This window comes from Faecalicatena contorta (genome assembly GCF_003149105.1).
Classification (GTDB): domain Bacteria; phylum Bacillota; class Clostridia; order Lachnospirales; family Lachnospiraceae; genus Muricomes; species Muricomes contortus_C.
Genome location: NZ_QGDS01000016.1, coordinates 70,248 through 93,897, shown reverse-complemented (window position 1 = coordinate 93,897; position 23,650 = coordinate 70,248). Strand labels below are relative to the sequence as shown.

Below are 23,650 nucleotides of genomic sequence, written 5' to 3'. Positions count from 1 at the left end.
ATTTCTGCGGTTTGTCCCCTCCTTTTCCTGTCGGTCATTACTCTCATAACCCAGATGATCTTTCATTTCTCCCTGAAGCATTGATTCAAACATAGGGCCGAAGATATCTTTCAAAGCATCCTGCATGTCTCCGACGTTTTCCGGTTGGTACTGATTCAGTATTGCCTGTACCAGTGCATCTTTTTTAGGGTCACGTTTTCTTCTTGCCATAGTAGTTCTATCCTTCCTTTTCTCTGTTGTTTAGTTTAACATATCCTGACAAAAAAACAGAGTGTGAAGTTCATTTTGAACTTACACACTCTATCTTACACTCCCAGGTTTCCTCAATACCCGCTTCCAATTTTTCGGCGGCCTTGGCAAGCTTCATTTCTCGGAATTTTAAAGCTACTTGTGCAGCTTTTTCCCGGGCAGCATCTTTGCTCTCTTGGGCATGAATAGCCTTTAGCATCATGGAAACTGCTTTCATTTTCTTACGTAGTGTCACTGAGAAGATGTTTCGATAAAAATGAACCGTACAACGCTGATAACGGGCATCTGGAAAGACTTCTGGAATCGTTTCAAACATGCCCAGATTACGGTCGCCAATTATCAATTGTACGCCACAAAGCCAACGCCGATAGCAATCAGGATGGAGACATTTTGAATTTCACCACCCCAGCTGCGTTTTAGAAAAACACCATCCACGTAAACGTAGGGATATTCACCCGTTAATGGACGGGTACGCCATGTTTCGATGTGCTCATAAGCTTTTTTGTTCAGGTTGCTGATCGTACCGGGGGAGACTTTGGTTCCCCAAAGCGCCTCCGTAATATCTTCCACACGTCAAACGGAAACACCCGCCAGATACCATCTTTAACCATATCTGCTGCTTGTTCAGCCGTAATAATCTTGTTTTTCATATTCATTCGCCCCTACCTTTCAACGATAATTGTTGCCACCATTCCTCCACCAATACACACTGAAGCAAGGCCCAGCTTAGAATCTCTTCTTTTCATTTCATATAATAATGTTGTAAGAATCCTTGCACCGGAGCATCTGATTGGATGACCTATTGCAATTGCGCCACCATTTACATTAGTTGTTTCTGATTTGAAGCCCAAATCGTTGCAAACAGAAATAGCTTGTGCGACAAAGGCTTCGTTTGCCTCAACCAAGTCTAAATCATCTGCCGTAATTCCTGCTTTAGCCATAGTTTTTGAACTACACCATACCCCCAGTTTTTCCGTATGCCTCTTCATTGTCTTCTCCACTTTATTTCTCTAGCCAAACTAAGAATATGGACTTTTCAATTAAAAATTATTGCGGTTACTAAGCTTCTTCTAAATTTAATAAAATGTGGTTTACTATTCCTTCCTCTTAATAAGAATCCTTATTTTCGATAATATTTCATAAAAGCAACAAAGTGCAAAACAGCCAGTTGTTGACTGTTTTGCACTTTTTCACAATATGCCGCTACACCATACCCATAAATGTTACCATATCCAATTGCATAATTCCGTTTCTGACACCTATCACCGCTATTTCCTTCAATGGTATAAACTACGCCATCCTCGCATTTCTCCACAATTCCCACATGGTCGATACTTCCATCATTCCCCCAATCAAAAAAGATAATATCCCCAGCTACCGGAACGTAACTGCCATCCTGCCACTGCCCCCTCTGCTGGAACCATGATACACCATCCGAACAAAGAGAAAACTTCGGCATAACACCAGCATCAATATATCCACATTGCTGGGCACACCAAGATACAAAGCAGGCACACCATTCCACATGGTTGTTAAATCCATACCAACTCCAGTAGGGCTGCCCTCCAGCATTCCCTTCCTGCGATAACGCTATCTGCACAATCGCCTGATTACCGACACCAGTAGGTATTCTACCAAAGACATAATACCGAAGCACATGAGGAACGTACTGCTTATCCCCATAGCCACTCCAGCCCATACGCTGTGCCATCATATCAGAAAACTCGGCGGCATTGACTGCTGTATATCCCCCATAATTATTTTTAGCCCATGTGATATAACCATTTCCAAAATTATAAGCCTGCAAAGCCAGCTTAATCTTGTCCATATCCAATGGATTTTCAACTCCCGCACTCTCCATACAATTCTTTAAAACCTGCACCCCGCATTGAATAGAATAATCCGGATCTGTGATACCATTTGGCTGACGTGAAAAGCGGGTATTAAAGGCACTTTCCGAACTCTGCATCGGGTCACTTCCCCGCCCTCCGCTCTCCTGCATCATAACTGCCTTAATCAGTTCCACATATTCCTCCACTCCATACTGGTTTGCGTACTGCCGAATGATTGGCTCATAGGCATTTACTTCTGCACTAACCGGATTAACTGTGCTGGAATTTCCGCCTCCTATGATGCAAAAGATTCCTCCAAATAAAATGACAATGATTAAAATCAGAACAGATACCCATCCTCCTGCAGAAACGGCTGTCACCAATGTTTTGGTTGCATCTAGGATGGCTTTGACTGCCGCCACCGTGGTTTTCACCGCTACTTTTGCCGCCTGTTCTGCTGCTTTTTCCGCAACTCGTGCCACTCTTAAAGCTTTTTCTGCTGTCCTTGCAGATACCTTTGCGGTTAGCTGTGCGGCTTTAGCTGCCTCCTGTGTTGTCTTAACCGTTGTATGTGCTGTCCACTCTGCTGTTTTCACAGATTTCCTTGCAGATTTAACCACACCTTTACCAGTATTTTTTACAGTCCACTCCATCTTTCCCGCAGTTTTTATGGTTTTCTCTCCCCGTTCTAATGTCTTAACTGCCTGCCTAGAAACTTCCCTAACTTCTGATACCTGACTCCCTGCTGCTCCTCTCTGTAACCGCCCCTGTGCTCTTTTCCATATATGCTCTTTCGGCTGATAAGAGGTATTTTCCCTGCATGCAAAAGAGGTGGGCTGGGAAGGCTCTGCCCTGATATAACCACGACTTTCCCATACTGCTTGTCTTACGTTTTTTGTTTCTTTAGCCACCTGATACTTTTCTTTTGCCACATTAATCATTCTTTTTCCCTGCTTACCAACCTGTCGGACAGCAGTATGACCGCCAGAATCTACGATATGCACCACCTTCTCCTCGGCATAACTTTCCGGAGTGGTGTGTTCCTTGGTCTGAGGCTGTGTTTTTTCTGCGGTGTCCTTTGTCCGAACAAAAGCGTGTTTCACATGGTCTGCAACACTTGCAGTCTTATCCAATGCTTTAATGTCCTTATATACCCTGCGTGTCTTAATCTCCCTAACCATTGCCGGATCTCCTTTTAGATACTCGGAATATCATTTATCCCACAACCTTTTTCGCTACTACAACAAGCCGCCCATTGGGATTGGAGTATTCACAGGTGGACAAAGTCAATAGCTTATCCCCATATGTGGCAGTTACACCAGTGTCATAAAATGAAAGTGACTTGCACTTTTCTACATATTTCTGATAGTCCTCCACTTTCTCCGCATTGGCAAACAAATAATACTTAAACCCCGTATCGTCATATACCGTGGTCTTAAATACCGCAACCACTTCATAGCACACCTGATCTGTCAGGGTATCAAACTGAATGATTTTATGACTCTCATAAAACTTCTGTGTTTCATACTCCATCAGCCCGGCAAACATGGAACCATTGTCCATGTGATGTCCATAAATAATCACATTGTCGCTGGGTTCGTAAGGGTCACAATGCTCTGCAATATAGGGGACTCCGTAATCACTGTATTTCCCCTCAAAATTATGCTTTAGGTAATAATCAGGATTGTTGGGTGTATACATGACCGGATAATTGATTTGCGTTCCCTCAACTAAAATCCATCCGGTCAAATCATTATTCTGATGGAATAATTCCTGGTACTCTTCAAGGGGTAACTGATTCTCTGTTTCCTCTGTTTCCTTTTTCTCCGGCGTCTCTGCTTGTTTCACAATTTCAGCCAACTGTTCAAATTCATCCGCTGCTTTTTGCTCCCCTGCATAATTTCGAATGACCTGATACATAGAACACACAAACAGTAGAAAGCTAAGGGTAATGCCCACCATATAGATTTTTTTCTTCATCGTCTTATCCTCCATCACTTCCGGCCAATGCACCATAAGCGCATCTGACCAGTACATTAAAAAATAGGCTCACTGCCTATCATTACAAGTTATCTTTCCTTTTCTTTCATAGGCGGTTGAATTGTCTGACTTACGGACTTCTCACTTTTTATCCGCTTCAACGCCTCTTTGACCGATTCTTTCTTTGGCTCTCGAACTGTAAACTGTTCCATCCGATTCAAAACTTCTACAGTTTTTTCCTCCATGTCAGAAAGCTGTCTGCCACAGGAAAGACAAAGCCATTGCATTTTTATTAACACGCCTTTGTCGGAATGCTTCTCTGCCGATTCCTGTTTCAGCCTGCCAATCAACATTCTGCTGATATTTTTTGTATGCTCACCAATGGAATGAAACTCGCCGCTGATCATCTCTAATTTAGCTGCTTCTTTCTCCATACATTTCGCACTGTCATGAAGTACTTCTTTCAGATGAGTTAACACATCAAGGATTCTCATAGCAGATACGACATGTTTCAATGCATCCTTTCCTTTTTCTTTCACGGCTGCAACTATATGCTTCTCAGAAGAAATCAGGTTTTTCTTTACCGCTTCTATATGCACTCCTGTTTCCTGTATTTTGACCTCCGCCCGTCTAACAACATGTGTAGCGTTGGACTTCACTCCTTTGTCCTGTATTTGTGCCAACTGTCCTTTTACTTCCTGTAATTCTTCCATTACCTGATTAAATCGATGATCCAAGCTGTCTAAATAGTCTAACAGCAGCTCCACTTTTTCTCGCTCTCCTGTCAGTCCATTTCCTTCCAACATTTGGAATAAGTTTATAATCTCCGGCTGTTCCCGTAATGTTGTCTGCCTTGCAGTCTCCATATCCGCACTCCTCCTATCGTTCTATTCCTACCGATGCGTTTCTTATAGAAACTGCCTCCCGGCAATACTCCGGATATTTCATTTTGATGGCCTCTAAAAAATAGGGAGCATATCCACAATCAAACAATTCATAAGGAGTAGACATTTTCTCATTATCCTGCTCTGAATATCCATTCCAAAGATTAAAGGCAAGTCTGGTCAGCCGGATACTGCCCCCTGTCTGCCATCCCTCATGCAATCCATCTGGTTCAATACAGTCCTTCTTGAAATCAAACAATCGCCCGATATTTCTTCTTGTTTCTCCTGAAATTCCCATACAATAGAAAAAGGCCCGGTGATAACTATCGTTCACCTTGACCTTCTCCATCATTTCGTTATAAAACTCTTTATGCTCTTTTGAAGCAAATTTAATTTCTGCCATTTCATACCTCCATCAAAAAGGCAGCCACCAATGGAATACTCCGCTGGCAGTCTGCCTGTGCTTCTTTTCTTATCGGTTTCGGTTTGCACTATCCTCTCCCGGTTTGGTTGTCATCAACTTATATAACCGTGTATTTTTCGGAAATTTATTGATAAATGGTACGAGGGAACTTCCATATTTAATTAATCCGCACCCTGCATCTGCATTGGTGATATAACTCATCTGCTCATTGGAGATATTCAAAAGGTCTGCCAGTTTTTGTCGGTCGGACGCCGCTTGATTCAGCATGACTATATATTCACTGTTGGACAACATGGTACTGGCAAGTATAGAATCCAGAAGATACTCTACATTCTGCGTGATAGCATTAGGAAAGGCATTTCTCTTTCGAAACCTGCGCCACGCTGAATTGAAAAAGGCTCCTGAAAATTCATTTTCAAATACTACATGAAACTCATCCAGAAACAGATGAGTACGTTTTCCTTTCCTCCAGTTATCCGTCACACGGTTAAGCATGGCATCCGTAATCACCAACAAGCCCATTGTCTTTAACTGCTTTCCCAAATCCATGATGTCATACACCACCATACGGCTGTTGATATCCACGTTACTCTTATGGGCAAACGCATCCAAACTGCCACTGGTAAATAATTCAAGGGCAAGAGCTAAATCTTTGGCTTCTTTCTCCGGTTGTCCCAGCATTTTTTCACGCAGAATACACAGGGTTGGCACCGCACCACCTCTTTGATAATCTTCATAGACAGCGGCTGTACAGCGGTCAATCAGCGATTTTTCCTTTGCAGTCACACCTTTTGCATCTAACTGCTCAAATAACGATAAGACAAACTCGGATTTATCAATCACCGGATTGCCTCCATCTCCATAGCCTTCCACCATATCCATTGCATTGATGTGGTCATGACTTCCGGCAGCGATACGGATCACTTCGCCCCCCATCGCCTCAATTAAGGAAGCGTACTCACGCTCCGGGTCACAGATCAAAATATCATCTCCGGTAGCCAGTGCCAGGAAGACAATCAGCATCTTTGCACCAAAACTCTTGCCACTTCCAGGAACCCCCAGCAGGAAAGAGTTGGGATTGAGCAGTTTCGCCTTATTGCACATAATCAGGTTGTGGGAAATGGCATTTTCTCCACAATAAATGCCACCCTCATCCATAATCTCCTGCACACGAAAGGGCATTAGTACTGCAAGGCTTTCGGTTGTTAACGTTCGCAAAGCATTGATTTTCCTATGACCGATGGGAAGTGCAGTATTTAGTCCATCCATTTGCTGATATTTCAATGTGGCAAACTGGCACAAATGCTTTCTTGCGGTAGTCAACAGAGCGTCCGTGTCTGTGTTCAACTGTTCCATCGTATCTGCAGTATGCACCAACGTCAGCACTGCAAACATCATCCGCTGATCCCTTGTGGTCAAGTCATCCAAAAATTCCTTACTCTCTTTTCGTTGTTGTTCCATATCATATGGCACCATCGCACTGTAGTTATTGTTAGCGTTTTGCCTGCGCTGCCAGTTTGTTATATTCGTTTCCACACCTAATAACCGGTTCTCCACCTCCCGAACCGCTTCATCAGTGGGCACCGGAATAATGTCAATGCTCATCATCAGATTACGGTTCAAGTCGGTCAGCTCAGCAATCATGCTGTCTTTGATATAAGAAGCATACTCTCTGAGAAACAGCACCCGGCCATATCGTTTTCCCATAACAAAGTGGTCTTTTTCAAATTCCAAGCTGTCCGGGCAGATAAAGTCTTTAAAACTATGCCCTTTCTTCATGGTTTCCTTTAAATCAAAGATGAAGCCTGTCTCCTCTCCTACACGGTAAAAGTCATGCAGTGTCCGAAGCTTATCTGTGGCATCCAGTTCCATACATTTAGACCCCAACCGGGAAAAATGGGACATTAAATCTACACTGACACGGGAAAAATAGGTCCTTGCTTCTTCAATGGATTTCTTATACACAGATACTGTCACATACTTTTCCTGCACCATGCTGTTTGCTCCGGTGGCTTTTTCTAACAACATGGCATTGTACTCTTTCCGGTATAAATCGAGTCCGTCTTCCTGCATAGGAATTAGAATGGACTGCTCAAAATCCTGCCTGTTTAACCGTCGGTTGTTAATAGTAATCTTTGTGGTAGCACCACTGTCAAAAGAATTCAACAGTTCGCTGTACTCCAAAAACATGGCCTCTTTATCTGCCCTGCTCGCTACCGCATAGTTAATATCCAAAAATTTATAGGTTTGGGCAAATTTATTCTTTCCCACTTGAAACATTCCATCTCCCCAGATAGCCTGAATGGGAATAGCCTGCTGTACACTTTTTGGTACAACAAACTTCTCCCTATCTTGTCTGAAAATATTTGTCAATGTCCTAATCATTCCGTTTTCTCTCCTCCCTTTCATGGTTCTCAATGCAGGTTTTTAAGGTTTCATAGTAAATATTTTTTGGCTGAAAAATCAGGCATTTCGGTAATAAGAATTCCGATTTGATAAACGCCCACAAAAACTGTTCCGCATTCATCCCGTGATAACGGATAAAACCGATAGCTGCAAAGGGTGCGGCTCCCAGCACACACATCCAACTGACTGTTTCCACTCCCACATAAGGGCTGAACAAAAAATAAAGCCCGACGGCTACACCGCAGGCTAATATAGAAAATATGAATTGCCGTAGTGACAATCCAAAAAACATGGATTCCGTATAATTACGGATTTCCCGGTTGATTTTTACTTCCAAATCAAACTACCTCCTTGTATTTATTTCATAAAATTTTTATCATCGCACATTTGCATTTTTCCAATCTGCTGTTATACTAAAAGAAAAACGTAAGGGGGAAAATTTATGGCATACACAGCAATGATTTCATTGGGATTTACAGTTGTCCTTTTACTCTTGTCTCTTATTTTTAAGATTGCCGGAAAACTCCGGCTGACCCTGCCAATACTATACTTCCTTTTAATCGCAACTGTCTTGAACCGTTGGGCCGCTGCCCATGAACGGCTGGCACTTGTGATACTCTTTGCCCTGGTTGCCCTATCCGTCATAAGCTGGCTGTTCTCCTTGCGTTCCTATCTTCAGGAACGGCGGTATTACAAAGCCATGAACGATGATATAAGCTGGCAGATTCAAAGAGCCAGACAACGTGGGATTCCCTTAAATCAAGTACATTTTGACAGTCAGGGAAATATGCGATACAACGATACAGATGAAATCGTGGAATAGGACACTTCGGTGTCCTTTTTACAATCCCATCATTTCCCGTACTACCCTGTCTGCCATCTTCACTGCCCCTACCAGCACCAGCATGTTAAAAATCAATTCTCCGATATAGCTCCATACCATTGTTACCGCCGCAGCATCTGTCTCCACCACGGGCGGAGATGCCGCAAACAGGGAAAAGATGATACAAGCCAATACGATAATGGCTCCCTCAAGACACACTGCAGCATAAGATTTCAGGAAACTCTTTCCTACATTTTGGGATGGCTCCCCGGCAAAGGTGGATAATGGAATCGGAGCAATGGCGGTATATAGATACAGTCGAAAGAACCGCCCATATACACTCATAATCATAATAAAAGACAGCACTGTAATGAACAGACCTCCAATCAGCGTGACTGCCCATAACGGAATACTCTCAAAAAATCCACAATCATCTACCGCTCTCACAATCTCATCCGGCAGTACTGCCTGCTGTGCGCTCCCAAAGCCAGCCACATTCATAATGGTCCGGATAATCCCCTGCACGATATCAAATAAAGCCATCATCAATTCCAATCCGTAGGTAATCACACCTTTTGCCAAAGCAAAACGGATAAATAACTTCACTGCATGTTCCGGTTTCTTCACTTCTGCAAAACTTCCACAGGTCTTTACCACACCAATTACAAAAAATAACACCAACAGTGCATATCCAATAGCTTGCAAGCCCCCATGGATGTCTACAATGGCATCCCATATACCGCCTCCCTTAAAGTGTTCCGGTGACTGTGTAATGATTTGCCAGATTTCCGTCAGTTTCTCATTCCATGTGTTTAAAGCATTGGTTAAATTTTGTACAACCCAGTTATCTGACACTACTGCTTACACCTCCTCTCCAATAAGGCAGACTTTTCTCCTGCCTGGCACATTGTTTTGATTTCTCCTTGACATCATCCGGCAATCAGGGTCAAAATCTCTTTTGCAAAGGTAATCACCACACCACCAGCTAATGTGAGGAAACCATTGGCTCTCTGGCTGGGGTCGTGGGATTTTAAGGACAGACCTATCTGCACAATTCCAAATCCAAGAAGAATCATACCAATGGCACGAATCAGGCCAAAAATAAAGGTAGACAGGTTATTTACAACCGTCAGCGGATCATTTGATGCCAAAACAATCCCTCCGCCGCAGGTTAAGGTAAGCACCAGTACCATATAGACTGCCATCCATTTGCTTACCCTTTTTGACATCAGCAGCCTTTTGGGGCTCTTTTCTGTTTCCTTGTTTCTTCTCATGATTTCTTATCCTCCTTATTCTGTTTGCTCCAAGGGAGAACTTTTCTCCTCAGAAAAAATAGTTTCTAATTCCTCATCAGACAGAAGTTCATAGTTCTTTCCGTCTTCCGGTTCCTGTGACACTTCTCCATCCAGGCTGTCAGAGAGGGAAATATTAGCCACTGCCTGAGTCACTTCTCCATGACGGTATGGCACTCCTTTTCCATCTGTGGTCAGTACTACATTTGGGTGCTTTAGGATGTCAAATTTCTCATCCATGATGGGACGTTCCCCCCGAATAAAAAGAAGTGCGTACCGGTTATCCAGCATACGCACCTCATCCGGCGTTAAAAGTTCCCGCCCCGATATTTGATAATTGGTAGAATAGTTCCCTGAATGCCCCGTGGACTTTCCATAAGTGTTCACGTCAATGGTAGCCTTTCCTAGTAGCTCGCTCACATACTTGTGTGTTCCCTGCTCGTTTCCACCAAGATACAGAAATTCATCATGAGGTAAGGTTCAGCTCATCCTTTACAGGACTTGCATCCCCTCCCTCCCAAACCGCACGTACACCTCTCGATGTATACGGCTTTCCGCTTACTATATTTGCGGTGTTTAAGAATGAATCAATTGATGGCAGTCTGGACATACTACCAGAGTTTTCCGTCTCCTCTTGCGCATGAGAAGCACCCACTCTGAGTTGCCCTTTAGGTCTTTCAGTTTTTTTACTTGATGAATTTCCAGATTTCTACATTCCTTATTACATAATTCACAAGTGTGACGTTCCACTCTTTGTTTCAGGGTATTGGTTTTGGCATATCTGGAGTATTGTGACAACTCACTGACATTATCAAATTTTGTTGCCTTTTCTTTCCGTTTGAAACCATCCCTATAGAAAGTTGTAGTTTTCCGTCCTGCCTTGGTGTCGTATGCAACTGTGAATACATCTCCGACACAATATCTACGCTTGATTTCATGGACATTCGTTTTATATTTACACGCAAATGTTTTGTACATACTGTATTTCATAACGTTTGCAAAGATGCCGATTTTGTAGGAATCATTTGCAATCGAATAGTAGTTGTACAGTCCACGTACTTCTGCATTGTATCTTGCCAGAATTTCTATGTCACTCTGGTTCACCAGCTTGCCCCTGTGCAGGGCAACAAACCTTTCTTTGCCATTTTCGTTAATCTTGATTTTGACAGCATTATATTCCAGTAACTTTCCCACCCACTTTTCTCTAGGCACCAGCAGTTTCACCACTCCTACATGGCTCCTCATTTTATAACCCACCGATGATTTTTTTAAATCCTGACTTCTGGATACTGTAATGTCATATCCTAAAAATCTGGCTCTGTCTCCGGTATGCGTTACTTTCGTTTTTGTATCGGACATCTCTAAATCCAGTTTGTCCATGAGGAACTTGCCTACATCAGATTTAATCTGTTCGGCATCTTTTTTGTTCCCGATTACGCCGATGATAAAATCATCAGCGTAACGTACATATTGGATACGCTTATAAGAGTCATCTAATGGTAGTGCAGGTGTTACCTGTCTCTCCAATGCTTCGAGCGCCTTTAACCTTTTGGCTCTTCCCATACGTTCTTCTGGCGATAAATCCGTCCACTTTTCCCTGCCTTTGCGCCTGAAATAAGACGCTCTTTTCATGGCTTTGTTGTACTCAGGATTCATTTTTCTTTTCTTTCCCTGATTGAATGTCTGTGCGTATTCTTCCATAAATTTATCCAATTCATGGAGATACACGTTTGCAAGCACTGGACTGACACCGGACCCCTGCGGAACACCGCTGTAAGTCCTATTGAATGTCCACTGTTCCATATAACCTGCTTTCAGGAACTTCCAGATAAGTTGTATGAAAGTCTCATCATTTATGCGCTTTCTCAGGAGTGCAATAATAGTGTGGTGGCTAAAACTGTCAAAGCAGGCGTGAATATCACCTTCCACAAACCAGTTTGCACCTGTAAAGGTACTCTGTATCTGTTGTAATGCTGTTTGACAGCTTTTGTTTGGTCTGAACCCATGTGAGGTTTTCTTAAACACTGGTTCATAAATGCTTTCTAAAATCATTTTCACTACTTCCTGCACAAGTTTGTCATTTCCCGACTGGATGCCCAGCGGACGCTTTTTATTGCTGTTTTTCTTTGCGATATACGCCCTTCGTGCAGGCTTTGGCTGGTAACTCTTGTCTCTCAGGGTATCTATAATCCCTTTGATTCTTTCGTCACTCATGCCGTCAATCGTTGTTCCATTTGCACCGGCAGTCATACTGCCCGTGTTTGCATAGATATTTTTATATGCAAACCAGTAGAACTCTGGATTGTACAGATTTCGGTATAACCTTTGGAATCTGTATGATTCATTCTTTGACTTTTCCGTCAAACTACTTAATACTTCAATTGGATTTCTCAATGCCTCTCGCACCTTCCTTTCTCTCAGTATTAGTGAATAAGCTGCCCCCCTTCGCCATGTGAACGTCATTAACGTCTCAGACTACTATGAGGACTGTGTGACCATGCCCGTTGCCGGGTTTAGGTCATCCACGGTTAGTAAATATAGGATTAGCATTCAGTGTTGTCGGCACCGACTTTCGCCATTTTCCCACTGTCTTGTGGCTGTCTTTCCATGAGTATCGCTTGATTCCATAATTGCGAAATGCAATCAACATGGAATAGCATACGTTTCAATCCTTTTCGCATGCGGAGTCGGGTTCCCCCACTCTGGCTATCGTTCAGGCAGTTTAGCTTTATACCTCATACACTGATTTTTATTCTTATACATTTGGTCACTTAGGATTAGTGTCCTCTTGTACAGGCTCTCGCTTTAATAGTAAGAGCGACAACATGCTACACTCCCCTTTGGGTTTCCCCTCTCGGATAAGTTGTAGAATAATAAGTTGTGATTCTTCATCACTTGATACTTTTACTTACCGCTTGCTAAAGGCGGAATCCTATAAGTACCACGCCACCAATTTATATCGCGCTGGTGACTTCCGTGCGCACGCAATTGCCCACGATGGATTCCCATTGTTTTTCAAACAAAGCCTTTAACTGAGCCAGATTTTGCAGGATAATGGACACACTGACCTCACGGGAACGCATGACTGATAAAATCTTATCGAAGTCATCCGGCAGTGAAACATTTGCGAATTCATCCATCAGGAAATGCACATGAACAGGCAGCCTGCCCCCGTGTTTATGGTCTGCAAGATAAAATAGCTGCTGAAACAACTGCGTATATAAAATAGATACCAAGAAGTTGTAACTGGTATCGTTGTCCGGTATTAATGCAAACAATGCCACTTTTTCCTCACCCAAAGACGGCAGCTCCAAATCATCCGTAACAGTGAGTGCTGCAAGACTTGACAAGTTGAATTTCTCCAACCTCGCCGCCAGTGTAATCTGAATGGATTTCAGAGTTTTGGCACTGCCCGAATGATAATCTTTATAGTATTTCACTGCGATATGTTCCGAATCCCGCATTTCCAAACGCTCAAACAGTTCGTCAAGGGGTGATTGGTACTCATCGTTATCCTCCCGAACTTCCCCCGCCCTCAGAAGTTCCATAACCATTGGGAAATTCTGTTCCTCTTTTGGTGCCTCATATTTCAAATAGAAAATCAGTGCCAGTAGCAGCATAGAGGCTGCGGTATCCCAAAAAGGATCATTACTCTGACTCCCCTTTGGTGTAGTCGCCTTAAACAGGTTTGTCACAAGCCGCTGCACATCATTATCATCCTTCAGATAGACAAAGGGATTGTAGCAATGGCTTTTTTCCATGTTGATTAAATCGAGCACCCGCACCTTATACCCCTTCGCTTCCAGCAAATGCCCTGTGTCTCGCAAATTTTCCCCTTTGGGGTCCAGGACCACAAAGGAAGTATTCGCCTGGATTAAATTCACTTTTCCATAAAAGCGTGTTTTCCCGGAGCCTGCTCCTCCAATGACTAAAGTAAGGACATTTCTGCGGTGTTTCCGCATATCATAACTAATCTGTACATTTTGAGTCATAATCTTGTTTTCTTCAAATTTCTTTGCACTGTACTTTTTATTGATTGCCTTTGCATCGCCCCATTTGGCAGAGCCGTGTTCCTCGCCCTTGCGGTAGTTCTTTTTGGTGGATATATAAATTCCAATTCCCATGCCGTATGCAAGCAGAAAAATAAGGACAGTTTTCACACTGTCCTTACACAACTCAATAGAAAAAGGGCGGCCAATCGCCTCCGAAAGCCCATTTATGATGGCAAACAGATCGTCGGACAAATAGGGTGCAGTCAGCAAGGCAAGCCAGATAACTGGAAGGATGCCGCAAACGGCAAATACCCATACAGTCTGCCTGTCATCGTTCCTCATGGTACTTATGCCCCCTTTTTCCTTTCTCCCCTGGCACCTCCATCCGATCAATCACTTTTAACAGTACATCGTCCACCGCATCTGTTGATCTGCCCTCCTGGATCATCCAATTACGTTTATCCTTTAAGGAATGAAAAATCACACCACTTTCATATTTATCCAATACTAGCGTAATCTTTGTCTCGCCCAAATCTCGCACCTCCTATCTCACCCGTTCTTTTTCCCCGGACTTTACCACTTTCATCTGGCTCCCTCACGACTGTACTGTTCCTGCTGTGGCTGACGTCCCCATTTTGGCAGGCTGTTATTCTGTTCCTGTATCTGTTGGGGTTGGCTTTTTACCTGCTCCTGTTGTGGCTGGTGGTTATTCGGCTCCTGTTGACGGTGATTCTGATTACGGTTTTGGTCTAATACCTTCGCCATACGAGCGGAAATGATATTGGCAGCATCACGGATTTTGGAAAGCTCCCCCCTGACTTCCTGCGGCTCCATGCCTACAAAAAACTCCGGTGCATTTTCAAAATGAAATCCCTGTGTGTCAATACCATATTTCTTACAAAGGATATAAGATGCACAATAGGCATGGAATGCATCTTCGTTACGGTCATAATTCTTATCTCCATCTGCAAAACCTGCAAAGGCAAGCTCCGGTGTCAGGCTTCGGAAAATTTCATCTGCACTCATACCTTTTCTCACATAAATACAATTTTCCTCCGGTTCAAATAAGGCTCCCTTATCTTCCGGCATCTGGTCCGGATCAGCACTCACGATACTGACAGGAGGGTTGCTGATTAAAGCCCGGATTAACAGCCTCTCCTCTATATTTGCCTGAGGTTCCTGCTTTTCACTTATCGTTGTTTGGGAAATATCATAGAGTTTTTTTGCATTGTAATATGTCCCGATGCTTCCATCCTCACGCTCATACTCTTTCCCCGGCTCCATAATCAGCACGGGATTCTGCCGCTCAGTACGTTTCACATAAACATCCTGATCTCTCCAGTATCCATAATCTCCAAGTTTCTGCGCCTTCGGATTCTGTGCCATGATAAGCAGGGTATTGTTGGCAGTATAACGATCAAAACGGCTCTGCACATTTAAATACCGTTCAAAAACCTGACCGTCCGTTGCCACTGCCTCCGTTATCTGTTCCGATAATTCATAACAACGGTTTCGGTTATTCTTACTCTCAGCAATAAATGCTGCTGTCCGGTCATCCTGGGGCACCGCTGATACATTTAACATTGCATCAAAGTTGTTTTCCATAATTCCTTACCTCTCTTTCACCTTTCTTGATTTCTTCTTACTTTGCCGCTGATTCTGCATCCGCTGCTGATTCTTGTTCTTCGTAGTTTTGGAAATAATATCACGCCTCGGTGTCTCCGCCTCTTTCTTCCTTGCTGTCTGAATCTCTCTTAACTCCTCCCGTACAGAAGGTCGATTGGGGGTTACAGGTGCATACAGCTTAGAAGTACCCGCGGCGGTTGTTCTTTGCTTCCCGGATATAGGCTCGGACTGACGGGATTTCTCGGTCTTTGCCAAAGAGGGGTTTTGCTGCTGTCCATCTTTCTTTAGCGGTTCCCCCAATAACTCATCCATAAGCTTATCTTCCTGTGACTGATCCGGCCTGTCTTTCTCTGGCACTGCCTGTGACGAAACTTCCTGCTCTGTTTTTCCAGCAGATTTTTTCTCCTTTAATTGTTCTTTTTCCGTTGAAGCATGGGGTTTTTCTTCCCTTGACCTTTGAATTTCCGTCCTGACCCGTGCAACCTCGCTAACCGATGCAAACTGGAATCGTTCCACAATCCGGTTAATTCGGGATGCATCTTCTGCTTTTACTATGATGTCTACCATCCCGTCTCTCCCCCCTCTGGGATTACGCACCGCACAGTAAAGGACTCCATAACTTTTTGCCTCCTGCACAAATTTCTTCAAGTCACTTTCTTTTACAGAAAATACGGTCAACGGTTTTCCCGAACGCACTAAAGTTTCCAGCCTTGCCCTGCCCTTTGTTTTTTTCTGCTCTTTTAAAACAGCATACAAAAGCACCGCAAGCTGTTTTGCTCCAGTGCCGGAAATTTTCAAGGCAGCCTGGCCTACTTCCAAGGACATCCGCACCACCTGGTCAGCGACCTCGCCTGATGTGTTCATGGCTCTTTTCCTCCTTTTCCTGATTTTTTTCCTGCCACACAATCTGTAACTTCTCTCTCATCACACCTGAACGTGCTGCAATTCCCTCGCAGAGCATCACCTCCTTTCTGAGCCTCCCAATCTGTTTAGTTAATGAAAAAATCTCTCCCTTAACCTCAGACAGTTTCTCTTCTTTTCTGATGCTGCGGCTTTGGTATCTCAGGTGTTTTCTCTGATCCATAAGCTGTTCCATCTGCCCCTGCAGCTTTTCTTTGCACAAAAAAAGCTGCTCTACGGTATCAATGTGATAATGGCAGAGCAGCCTTGTTTCTTTAGAAATTCTATTTAATTTTGTTAAATCCTCCCGCAACAAGAACTGGATTTGTTTTGGATGGATGGGGGGTCTGTTCTTTGGAAATATTCCAAGCAGATAACAGTAATGAAAATATAAACCTCTCAAGCCTCCAATTTTTCGTTTGGCGGGCCATATGCTATGCCCGTGTACCACATAGTTTTTTTTCTGCAGTTCTTGTTCTACTTTTTGTTTCACTGGCTTTTCCTGTGCTTGAGTTAAGATTCGCTGACGAATTGCTTCTAAGGTATACTCCTCACCAAAGTTACGGGCAAGTTTTAGTCCTCTGTCCCGCCCTTTTGGGCAAACGGTAATGTCTTTTCCAAACTTGATGGAATATCCCATTTCTTTCATATAATGGAAAAACTGTTTTTCCGTCCTTGCCATTTGGATTGTCTCATCTACCTCTGCTTTGGTTATGCCGCGATAGGTTGGTTTTCTCTCTTTCTCTGCTTTCCACTCCCCATACTGCTTTGTCTTTCCCGGCTTTGGATGTTCAATCACAGATAATTGGTATTCCCGGCACAGCCTGTCAGAAATATTCAGCATATCCCGGTAATCCTGATTGGTGCGATGGTATCTGAGTCCGTCTGCAAAAGAAACAGAGTTGACCACAAAATGATTATGGAGATGATGGGCCTTATCTAAATGGGTGGCCACCAATACCTGAAACCTGTCACCCCATAATTCTTCTGCCAGTTTCAGACCAATCTCATGTGCCATTGCTGGGGTACATTCTCCCGGCGCAAAAGACTGGTAACCATGAAACGCCATAATGCCCTCATCTTTCCCATATCGCTTTTTCACTGCCATCATCTCACTGCGTGCGGTTGTGGGAGTGCAGTTGACACCAGAAACATACTGCTGCATGATTACCTCATGTTCATTGTCTATCCCATCCCCCATGCCAGTATTACTTGGATTCTTGCTCTTGTTTTTCTGTCTGGTCTTTTCCTGGTTGACCGCATAGGCGATCACGTCAGACAGTCCCTGCGTGTCCTCCTCTCCCATGTTGGAAAACTCAGGAAGCTCTGCAATCCTCGGGGCAGTTGTCTTTTCCGGATTTTCCACGTAGATGACAACTTTTCCAAGCCAACCCTTAACACTCCAGATGGATGTGGTTGCCATGTTAGAACTCACTCCTCTTTTCTGGCAAGATGACCGCCTCCGTGATTTTGGCAACTGCCTTTTCAAACTGCCGCATATCTTTATCGTACCTCTGCACATCAATTACATTTAAAGTATGTGCTTTCTGTGCAATCTGATTTAGGTTATTCCCAATCTTATGCAGCTCTCGCATCATGGAATAATAGTCCGGCGGCGGTGCATCTCTTGGCACTACACCACTAATCACCTGCCGCAGGTATGCTTCACGATTCAGACCGCTTTTCTTTACTTTCTTGTCAAGGCTCTCCGCCTCTTTGCGGTTGAGCCTGAACAAAATCGGTACATTTCGTTTTCTCATCTCTCCATTTCCCTTCCTCTTTTTATAGATTCTGCCACCTGACAGATTTTCCCTCTCTCTTTGTTATACTCATAGACACGGTCTGAAAGAATTTCTTCCCTTTGAAGTTGTGAATGGTTTACTTCCCGAACCATTTCCCCTAAATCCCGAGGAGAAACCCCTTCTTTTTTCGGAACAATTAAAAGCTCGTGAATAGAAGAAGGTAAAATATAAACCCCTTCGGGAAACAATTTACTAATTTCTTTCATGACATCGGGATATGCAAGAACAGCAGCACCATTTATCTTACTTTGATTAGTCAACATATACATTGAGTCAGGTATACTTTCCCGAAAGTTATCATCTTTTACAAATAGATTTTCCTTTGTTTCTTGTTTTGTAAAGATTTCCTCCATCACATCTGTCATCCTCTTTAAAGTGGGAGGCTCCTCTTTTATTGCATTTTCTAATGCCATCTGATATACCTGTTCCACATTGACTTCCCAGTTTTCAATCATTTCATTTGTCACATTTATAGTTCCACTCCCCTCCATTTCCTCCGCCATAAAGCGCATCACACATATCAATGATAAGTCTTCTATTTCTCTATGTGGCATGGTTGTAAGCATATGCCGGTTAGCTTTTGTATTTACAAGAACTGGAGTAAGGTATTTCTTCGCCGCATCATAAGATGTCATATTCACAACGTCTAGAGAAACTTTTATCTTCATGCTTTTTTCTACGCACTCTGCGATTTCTATCATGACTTTTTCAACCGACTCTCCTTGGCAAATTTTATTATAAAAGGACCTTACATAGATTATCGGAGAGATCTGCTGTTCCGGAAGTCGGAAACTGATGCCCACTAACTGAACTCCATTGTTCTTCTGATTTTCCATAATCGTACATTCTACATCTTGAAATCCCAGCGGGAGATAACTCTTAATGTCTTTGATTATGCTTTCTGCAAATATTTTTTCTGCAACCATTTTTTCTTCCCCCCTTCTTTTCCAGTTTTTCCTGGTAGCTCATAAGCCTTGCTTTTTCCTGTTCTCTATTTTTTCTGATGATTTCTATTTGCATGGATATCCTCCTCCCATTTATTTACGTGCTGAATCTGTATCAGGCATATTAATACCGCTCCAAACAAACTCCCCACTGCCAAGCCGATTAAAAATATAATTAGTCCCATTTCATATCCTCCATTTCTAATAAGGGGTTTCAGGGGATTCCCCTGACAAGCTGCCGAAAGGTTGCCCTATCCGGAATGGATATGGCAATCCAAAGGCGTTGCTTGCTGGTATTGTGTATCACCCTTCCACTTGTGTAACTTCATTGGGTGTCCTAATTACCAGCCGAAGAAAAAACTGCTTATCCTTACTTTGTTCCCTCACATCTCGCACATTTTATCGTGCCAACCCTTTTGTTCTGCTGCGTTCCTCTGCTCGAAATTCGACTCCCTGAAACTCATCCGCACTCAAAATATACTGGCTGTTATTCCAGTTCTTCTCTGCAACCTCCTCTGCCTCAGCACGGCCTTCTGCCCGAATTGGAACTATCTTCCGTAAGGTTTCTGTAATTGTAACCTCATATTCCTTCACCGCTCATATCTCCTTTCACTGTTTTTTGCCCGCTTTGTCAGTTCAACTCCTAACCGAATGCATAGACAGTCATTGTAATCATTTCCCTGGCTTGGCGGCTGGTCCTCCGTGTGGTACTGTGTGGGGAGGACTGTCTGAATGGCTTTTGTTGCAAGCCTTCCTACCCTGTCATTATCCAGATGCAGCACCACCTCTCGCACTCCTGTATGCTCTTTTAGGAATCGTGTCAGTGCCGCCGGAACCTTGCTTTTCTCAATTTCTTTTGCTGGCTGATAGATTCCGGCAAGGGATAACAGGTGCTCTGCTCTCCAATTTTCCCCCTCCAATTTTTGCAAAGTGGCATAAGATAACAGGTCAATCACTGATTCAAAGAGGTGTACCCTTTGGCTCTTTCCTTCTGCAGGAATAGAAAACGAATAGTTCTTATCACTCCCGCTTGCCTCTCCGATAAAGTCTGTTCCAATTCCCCTTAAAGCAGCATAGCGTGGTTTATCGTCCTTATCCCTGCCAACAAAAACAGCATTATGATGATACTCCGTTTCAAATATCCGCCCTGTCTGTAGACAAAATTCAATCATAGCCATGTCAATCCCGCGCCTTTGCAGATAAGAAATCACATACTCTTGATAGCGGTATGGTTTGGGAAGAAGCAGGATCTTTTCTTTTGTCCCTTCCTTCGGTACAGAAATAGGTGGCTGTATCGCCGCCTGTTCCACAATGATTTGCACTGCCTGCATAAAGGTGTATCCCTTCACTTTTATCAGATAATCCAGGGCAGACCTGCCCCCAATCCCCCGGCTCCACCACATCCATTTCCCATTGGAGACTTTCAGGCTGTCATGGGTTTTGGTGGTATAGGTGTTTCCTGAGAAATGCACAAGCTCATAAGGCTCATAACTTTTAAGGTACGTCAATAAGTCCATCCGCTTTGCCTGCCTCACAACTTCCGGTGCGATATATGGCATAATAATCACTTCCTTTCCTGCCCGATATTTGACATTTTCCTTTGATATTTGGATGTCAGGGCATAAAAATAGCCGGGTGCTTTTCATTTTTGAAAACCATCCGGCTATGTAAAAATATTTTATTATTTAGAAGAAACTATTCTTTATATATTCTTGATATGTGGAATCCATATTACAAATCAGTTGTTCTTTGTTTAATTTGAAGTAGCCACATAAAATCTCGGCAAAACGATCATGAGATATCATCCCTTTCAAGTTTTCACTGCGCTTTTACATCTTCTTGGCACATATTATTTCACCCTTTTATTTACCATCATCATTTCTAATACTCTCGATAACAGCTCCAATATTACAAGTAATCTTCCCCTGACAACAATGAATATCCTGATTAATTTTCTTTTCCTGCAAAATTGCAGTTTCTACCTTTTCTGCCAATTTACTAATTTGAGAATTCTTCTTTGAGTTGATACCTGTTCTCTGCAACAGTAATTTATATATGAATGTCTGATTTCCTTCTTTCTCATTTTTGATAATCGCCTCTTCATTGGGAAGTATATCCTGTTCATAAGCGTTTTCAAAGTGTAGCAAAAGAAATAATTCAAATGCTGGATTTGTAACTGCAAGAATATTGTCCTTCTCGCCTGCTGTAATCAGCTCATCATAGTCCTGTACTTTTTCTTCAAAAATATCGGCATCAAAGACAATAATCATTTTATCCCGCTCTTTATCAAAGGCAATGTCCTGATTATCTTTCTGCTTTTCTGCAAATGCAATCAGCTTTTTCGGATAGCTGATATCTCTGTCACTTTCTGTTTTTTCCAGCAAACGAATATCTATCAGTGGGTGAATATTTAAGGATTTTCTGATATCAATGAGCCTTCTGAAATACCATGTTTCTGTATTTGCACCCTCACAAATAAAAAAATACTTGCGATATGGCTCTATCTGAGCTTCGTGATCCGTTGTTCTGCTGTTCCAATTTGTATAGCTCCTGACAGGTGCCACTCCTACTCCTCCTCTCTAAACTCAAAGGAAGAAAATACTGGAATTGCGCCGTATCTGCCTTCCAAATATGCCTTGCTTAAAACCTTATCATATCTTTCTTTAAAACGATCCAAGGAATAAATTGTACTGGCATTTTCTGCATTGCGTTCTATAAACCAGATTTCATCCCGTCTGAAAATAGCCTGATCCATGATAGAAGATTCATGGGTTGTGAAAAGTAACTGCATACGCTGTTCGCCATGTAGCTGCATAAAAAGCTGAAGAAAATGCTCGGTCAGTTTCGGGTGCAGACTTCTCTCCAATTCATCTACAACATAAAGCATATCTTCTTTCTTATTCAACAACATATCCATTAAATCGAACAGCCTGCGTGTTCCATCTGATTCTTCCTCAAATCCAAAATCATAAAAGGACTTATTATGATGCAGCCTGATTGTTGTTACTTTTGGTTCTTCGTGCCCCTCTACTTCTATATTGAAAAAACTTTCATTTGACCGCATTGTCATACGAAAAGAAGGAATTTCCTGTTCTTCAAACTTGTTTTTTATATGACCCATCGCTTTGTCAAAAGCAAGTTTAGGCATAGCATTTGCTAGCTCATCCAAACTTATTTCTTCGATTTTCACCTGACTAATACCTGTGTCAAAGGTTTCAATCAGCTTGTTAATCAGCAGAAGTGAGTCGTTAGCATAATAATATTCCAAATCAATCAACGGTGTATTCGGTGTGATGATTGATATATGATTTTGTATCCAATCATATATTTCTCTAAAAAACAATAGTTTTGACCGGGCTCCGTACTTTTTCCCCCTGTTCATTTCTGTTAAAAATAGTGACGATTCATTACCTGAAAAATCATCTGCATAAATCTCAAATTTATTTTTTTCAACATTGCTCAATGTTATGGATTCATCAAGAACAGGCCGATTTCCGCCTTCCCGTTCAAAGAGGCAGCGTGCTGTCCCGTTCTGATAAAGTTCATAAAGCCATTCTGACGTAATTTTTCTTCTGCTTAAAATTGCGGAAAAACCATAGGCATAAAACTTATCTCCTACGGTAATCTGAAGTTCAAAATTACTTTCCCTTTCTTTGTTTTCTTCACGATTTTTACAAAACATCTGTACACCTTCCATTGGTATTCCGGCCCTTACACATTCCTTGAAAAATCGGAAAAACTCTACCAGATTGGTTTTACCAGAAGCGTTTGCACCATAAACAACGCCATATTTTAATATCTGCGTACTTTTCACCTTAACCCGGTGGTTGGCATTTGTACGAATCTTATTGGATGAAATCATTGTCAATTCGGTTGCACTATCAAATGATTTAAAATTTTCTATACTGATTTTAACTAACATGGCAATACACCTCCAATTACATTATAAGCGGTTCCCAAATAAGAGTCAATAAAAATATATCTATTTAGAGATTTTTTCGTTAAATCAACGCTCTTATTTTTATTATTGCCATCTCATTTCCAATTATGCAAATATAAAATTGTAAAGAACAACTGTTATATTAGCATTACTACTTAAATACCATTAGCCGATTCATATATTATCAGCCATATATCACTGAATCACCTTTATAGTCCGTAATAACTGCATCATATGTCTGCTACCCATAAGATACATTTGAATTGTTTCCATATCTCTACGCTCCGCATCTAATGCAAGGAATTTGGAAAGGGATTTTACCTCTGAAACTGTCAGTCGTATCGGTTCTGTTATCTTATCCCGGTCAATTAAAGTAGAAATAAACGGATACTCCTCCAACAATTCTCCACTTTCTTTCATCACCTGATTATAAAATGCAGACTCCTTTTTCAATTCTTCCACACACTTTTTATCCAGTTCTTCATAGATTCCATTTAACCACAATGGCAGATTATAAATATCTATATCACCTAATCTCACATAATCCCCCTCCTTT

The 23,650-nt window shown here is 42.4% G+C and carries 23 protein-coding genes and 4 pseudogenes; 1 reads left to right on the top strand and 26 read right to left on the bottom strand.

Features of this window, described 5'->3' with window-relative positions; all coding sequences use genetic code 11:
• The 9 genes and pseudogenes from A8805_RS18695 to A8805_RS18655 all read right to left on the bottom strand — a co-directional run.
• A pseudogene (locus A8805_RS18695) lies at positions 1-210 on the bottom strand (IS256 family transposase); the annotation flags it as partial.
• Positions 211-316: 106 nt separating this feature from the next.
• A pseudogene (locus tag A8805_RS18690) lies at positions 317-846 on the bottom strand (transposase); the annotation flags it as partial.
• Between the two features lie 65 nt (positions 847-911).
• Positions 912-1,202, bottom strand: a pseudogene (locus A8805_RS18685) (acetyl-CoA C-acyltransferase); the annotation flags it as partial.
• A gap of 167 nt (positions 1,203-1,369) precedes the next feature.
• Positions 1,370-3,262 (bottom strand): lysozyme family protein, encoded by a 1,893-nt coding sequence (locus A8805_RS18680; RefSeq protein WP_109713982.1) that lies wholly within the window; start codon positions 3,260-3,262, stop codon positions 1,370-1,372.
• 34 nt (positions 3,263-3,296) lie between these two features.
• Entirely contained in the window at positions 3,297-4,061 is a 765-nt protein-coding gene (srtB, locus tag A8805_RS18675) for a class B sortase (protein WP_109713980.1), read from the bottom strand.
• 89 nt (positions 4,062-4,150) lie between these two features.
• On the bottom strand, positions 4,151-4,927 hold the full coding sequence (locus A8805_RS18670; protein ID WP_109713978.1) for a DUF6674 family protein: 777 nt from the start codon (positions 4,925-4,927) through the stop codon (positions 4,151-4,153).
• Between the two features lie 13 nt (positions 4,928-4,940).
• Complete coding sequence (locus A8805_RS18665; protein WP_109713976.1) at positions 4,941-5,348, bottom strand: DUF6075 family protein; 408 nt, start codon at positions 5,346-5,348, stop codon at positions 4,941-4,943.
• A gap of 69 nt (positions 5,349-5,417) precedes the next feature.
• Positions 5,418-7,754 carry a VirB4-like conjugal transfer ATPase, CD1110 family gene (locus A8805_RS18660; RefSeq protein ID WP_109713974.1) on the bottom strand — a complete coding sequence of 779 codons (2,337 nt, stop codon included), beginning with the start codon at positions 7,752-7,754 and terminating at the stop codon, positions 5,418-5,420.
• The gene (locus A8805_RS18655; protein ID WP_109713972.1) at positions 7,747-8,112 is read right to left on the bottom strand and encodes a PrgI family protein; all 366 of its coding nucleotides are present in this window, start codon (positions 8,110-8,112) and stop codon (positions 7,747-7,749) included. Before A8805_RS18655 ends, A8805_RS18660 begins: the two co-directional genes overlap by 8 nt.
• Positions 8,113-8,217: 105 nt before the next feature.
• Here A8805_RS18655 and A8805_RS18650 point away from each other — a divergent pair, with 105 nt between their 5' ends.
• The gene (locus A8805_RS18650) at positions 8,218-8,598 is read left to right on the top strand and encodes a hypothetical protein (RefSeq protein WP_109713970.1); all 381 of its coding nucleotides are present in this window, start codon (positions 8,218-8,220) and stop codon (positions 8,596-8,598) included.
• Between the two features lie 18 nt (positions 8,599-8,616).
• On the opposite strand, the gene A8805_RS18645 is transcribed toward A8805_RS18650, so the two are convergent.
• From A8805_RS18645 to A8805_RS18570, 17 genes and pseudogenes are all read right to left on the bottom strand, one after another.
• Entirely contained in the window at positions 8,617-9,453 is an 837-nt protein-coding gene (locus A8805_RS18645) for a hypothetical protein (RefSeq protein ID WP_109713968.1), read from the bottom strand.
• A 74-nt stretch (positions 9,454-9,527) separates the two neighbouring features.
• Positions 9,528-9,827, bottom strand: coding sequence for a glutamyl-tRNA amidotransferase (locus A8805_RS18640; RefSeq protein WP_334294053.1), 300 nt, complete (start codon positions 9,825-9,827; stop codon positions 9,528-9,530).
• A 60-nt stretch (positions 9,828-9,887) separates the two neighbouring features.
• Positions 9,888-10,358: pseudogene (locus tag A8805_RS18635) on the bottom strand (type IV secretory system conjugative DNA transfer family protein); the annotation flags it as partial.
• Positions 10,359-10,466: 108 nt separating this feature from the next.
• Positions 10,467-12,284 (bottom strand): reverse transcriptase/maturase family protein, encoded by a 1,818-nt coding sequence (locus A8805_RS18630; RefSeq protein ID WP_330406015.1) that lies wholly within the window; start codon positions 12,282-12,284, stop codon positions 10,467-10,469.
• Positions 12,285-12,844: 560 nt separating this feature from the next.
• The gene (locus A8805_RS18625) at positions 12,845-14,224 is read right to left on the bottom strand and encodes a VirD4-like conjugal transfer protein, CD1115 family (RefSeq protein WP_109713963.1); all 1,380 of its coding nucleotides are present in this window, start codon (positions 14,222-14,224) and stop codon (positions 12,845-12,847) included.
• The gene (locus tag A8805_RS18620) at positions 14,211-14,414 is read right to left on the bottom strand and encodes a hypothetical protein (protein WP_109713961.1); all 204 of its coding nucleotides are present in this window, start codon (positions 14,412-14,414) and stop codon (positions 14,211-14,213) included. The genes A8805_RS18625 and A8805_RS18620 overlap by 14 nt, the downstream gene beginning before the upstream one ends.
• A gap of 50 nt (positions 14,415-14,464) precedes the next feature.
• The gene (locus A8805_RS18615) at positions 14,465-15,487 is read right to left on the bottom strand and encodes a hypothetical protein (protein WP_242992482.1); all 1,023 of its coding nucleotides are present in this window, start codon (positions 15,485-15,487) and stop codon (positions 14,465-14,467) included.
• Positions 15,488-15,493: 6 nt separating this feature from the next.
• Entirely contained in the window at positions 15,494-16,372 is an 879-nt protein-coding gene (locus tag A8805_RS18610) for a PcfB family protein (protein WP_109713959.1), read from the bottom strand.
• The gene (locus A8805_RS18605) at positions 16,347-17,831 is read right to left on the bottom strand and encodes a relaxase/mobilization nuclease domain-containing protein (RefSeq protein WP_109713957.1); all 1,485 of its coding nucleotides are present in this window, start codon (positions 17,829-17,831) and stop codon (positions 16,347-16,349) included. The genes A8805_RS18610 and A8805_RS18605 overlap by 26 nt, the downstream gene beginning before the upstream one ends.
• Position 17,832: 1 nt before the next feature.
• Positions 17,833-18,168 carry a plasmid mobilization protein gene (locus A8805_RS18600; protein WP_109713955.1) on the bottom strand — a complete coding sequence of 112 codons (336 nt, stop codon included), beginning with the start codon at positions 18,166-18,168 and terminating at the stop codon, positions 17,833-17,835.
• Complete coding sequence (locus A8805_RS18595) at positions 18,165-19,136, bottom strand: DUF5688 family protein (protein ID WP_109713953.1); 972 nt, start codon at positions 19,134-19,136, stop codon at positions 18,165-18,167. Before A8805_RS18595 ends, A8805_RS18600 begins: the two co-directional genes overlap by 4 nt.
• Before the next feature lie 65 nt (positions 19,137-19,201).
• Positions 19,202-19,339, bottom strand: a complete 138-nt coding sequence (locus A8805_RS22220) for a hypothetical protein (protein ID WP_181392914.1) — start codon at positions 19,337-19,339, stop codon at positions 19,202-19,204.
• A 214-nt stretch (positions 19,340-19,553) separates the two neighbouring features.
• Entirely contained in the window at positions 19,554-19,748 is a 195-nt protein-coding gene (locus A8805_RS18590; protein ID WP_109713951.1) for a DpnD/PcfM family protein, read from the bottom strand.
• Entirely contained in the window at positions 19,745-20,713 is a 969-nt protein-coding gene (locus A8805_RS18585; RefSeq protein WP_109713995.1) for a DUF3991 and TOPRIM domain-containing protein, read from the bottom strand. The genes A8805_RS18590 and A8805_RS18585 overlap by 4 nt, the downstream gene beginning before the upstream one ends.
• 303 nt (positions 20,714-21,016) lie before the next feature.
• Positions 21,017-21,718 carry an RloB family protein gene (locus tag A8805_RS18580; protein WP_109713949.1) on the bottom strand — a complete coding sequence of 234 codons (702 nt, stop codon included), beginning with the start codon at positions 21,716-21,718 and terminating at the stop codon, positions 21,017-21,019.
• Between the two features lie 2 nt (positions 21,719-21,720).
• Positions 21,721-23,076: an AAA family ATPase gene (locus A8805_RS18575; protein WP_109713947.1), complete on the bottom strand. Its 1,356-nt coding sequence runs from the start codon at positions 23,074-23,076 to the stop codon at positions 21,721-21,723.
• 213 nt (positions 23,077-23,289) lie between these two features.
• On the bottom strand, positions 23,290-23,634 hold the full coding sequence (locus tag A8805_RS18570; RefSeq protein ID WP_109713945.1) for a DUF6664 family protein: 345 nt from the start codon (positions 23,632-23,634) through the stop codon (positions 23,290-23,292).
• Positions 23,635-23,650: the final 16 nt, after the last annotated feature.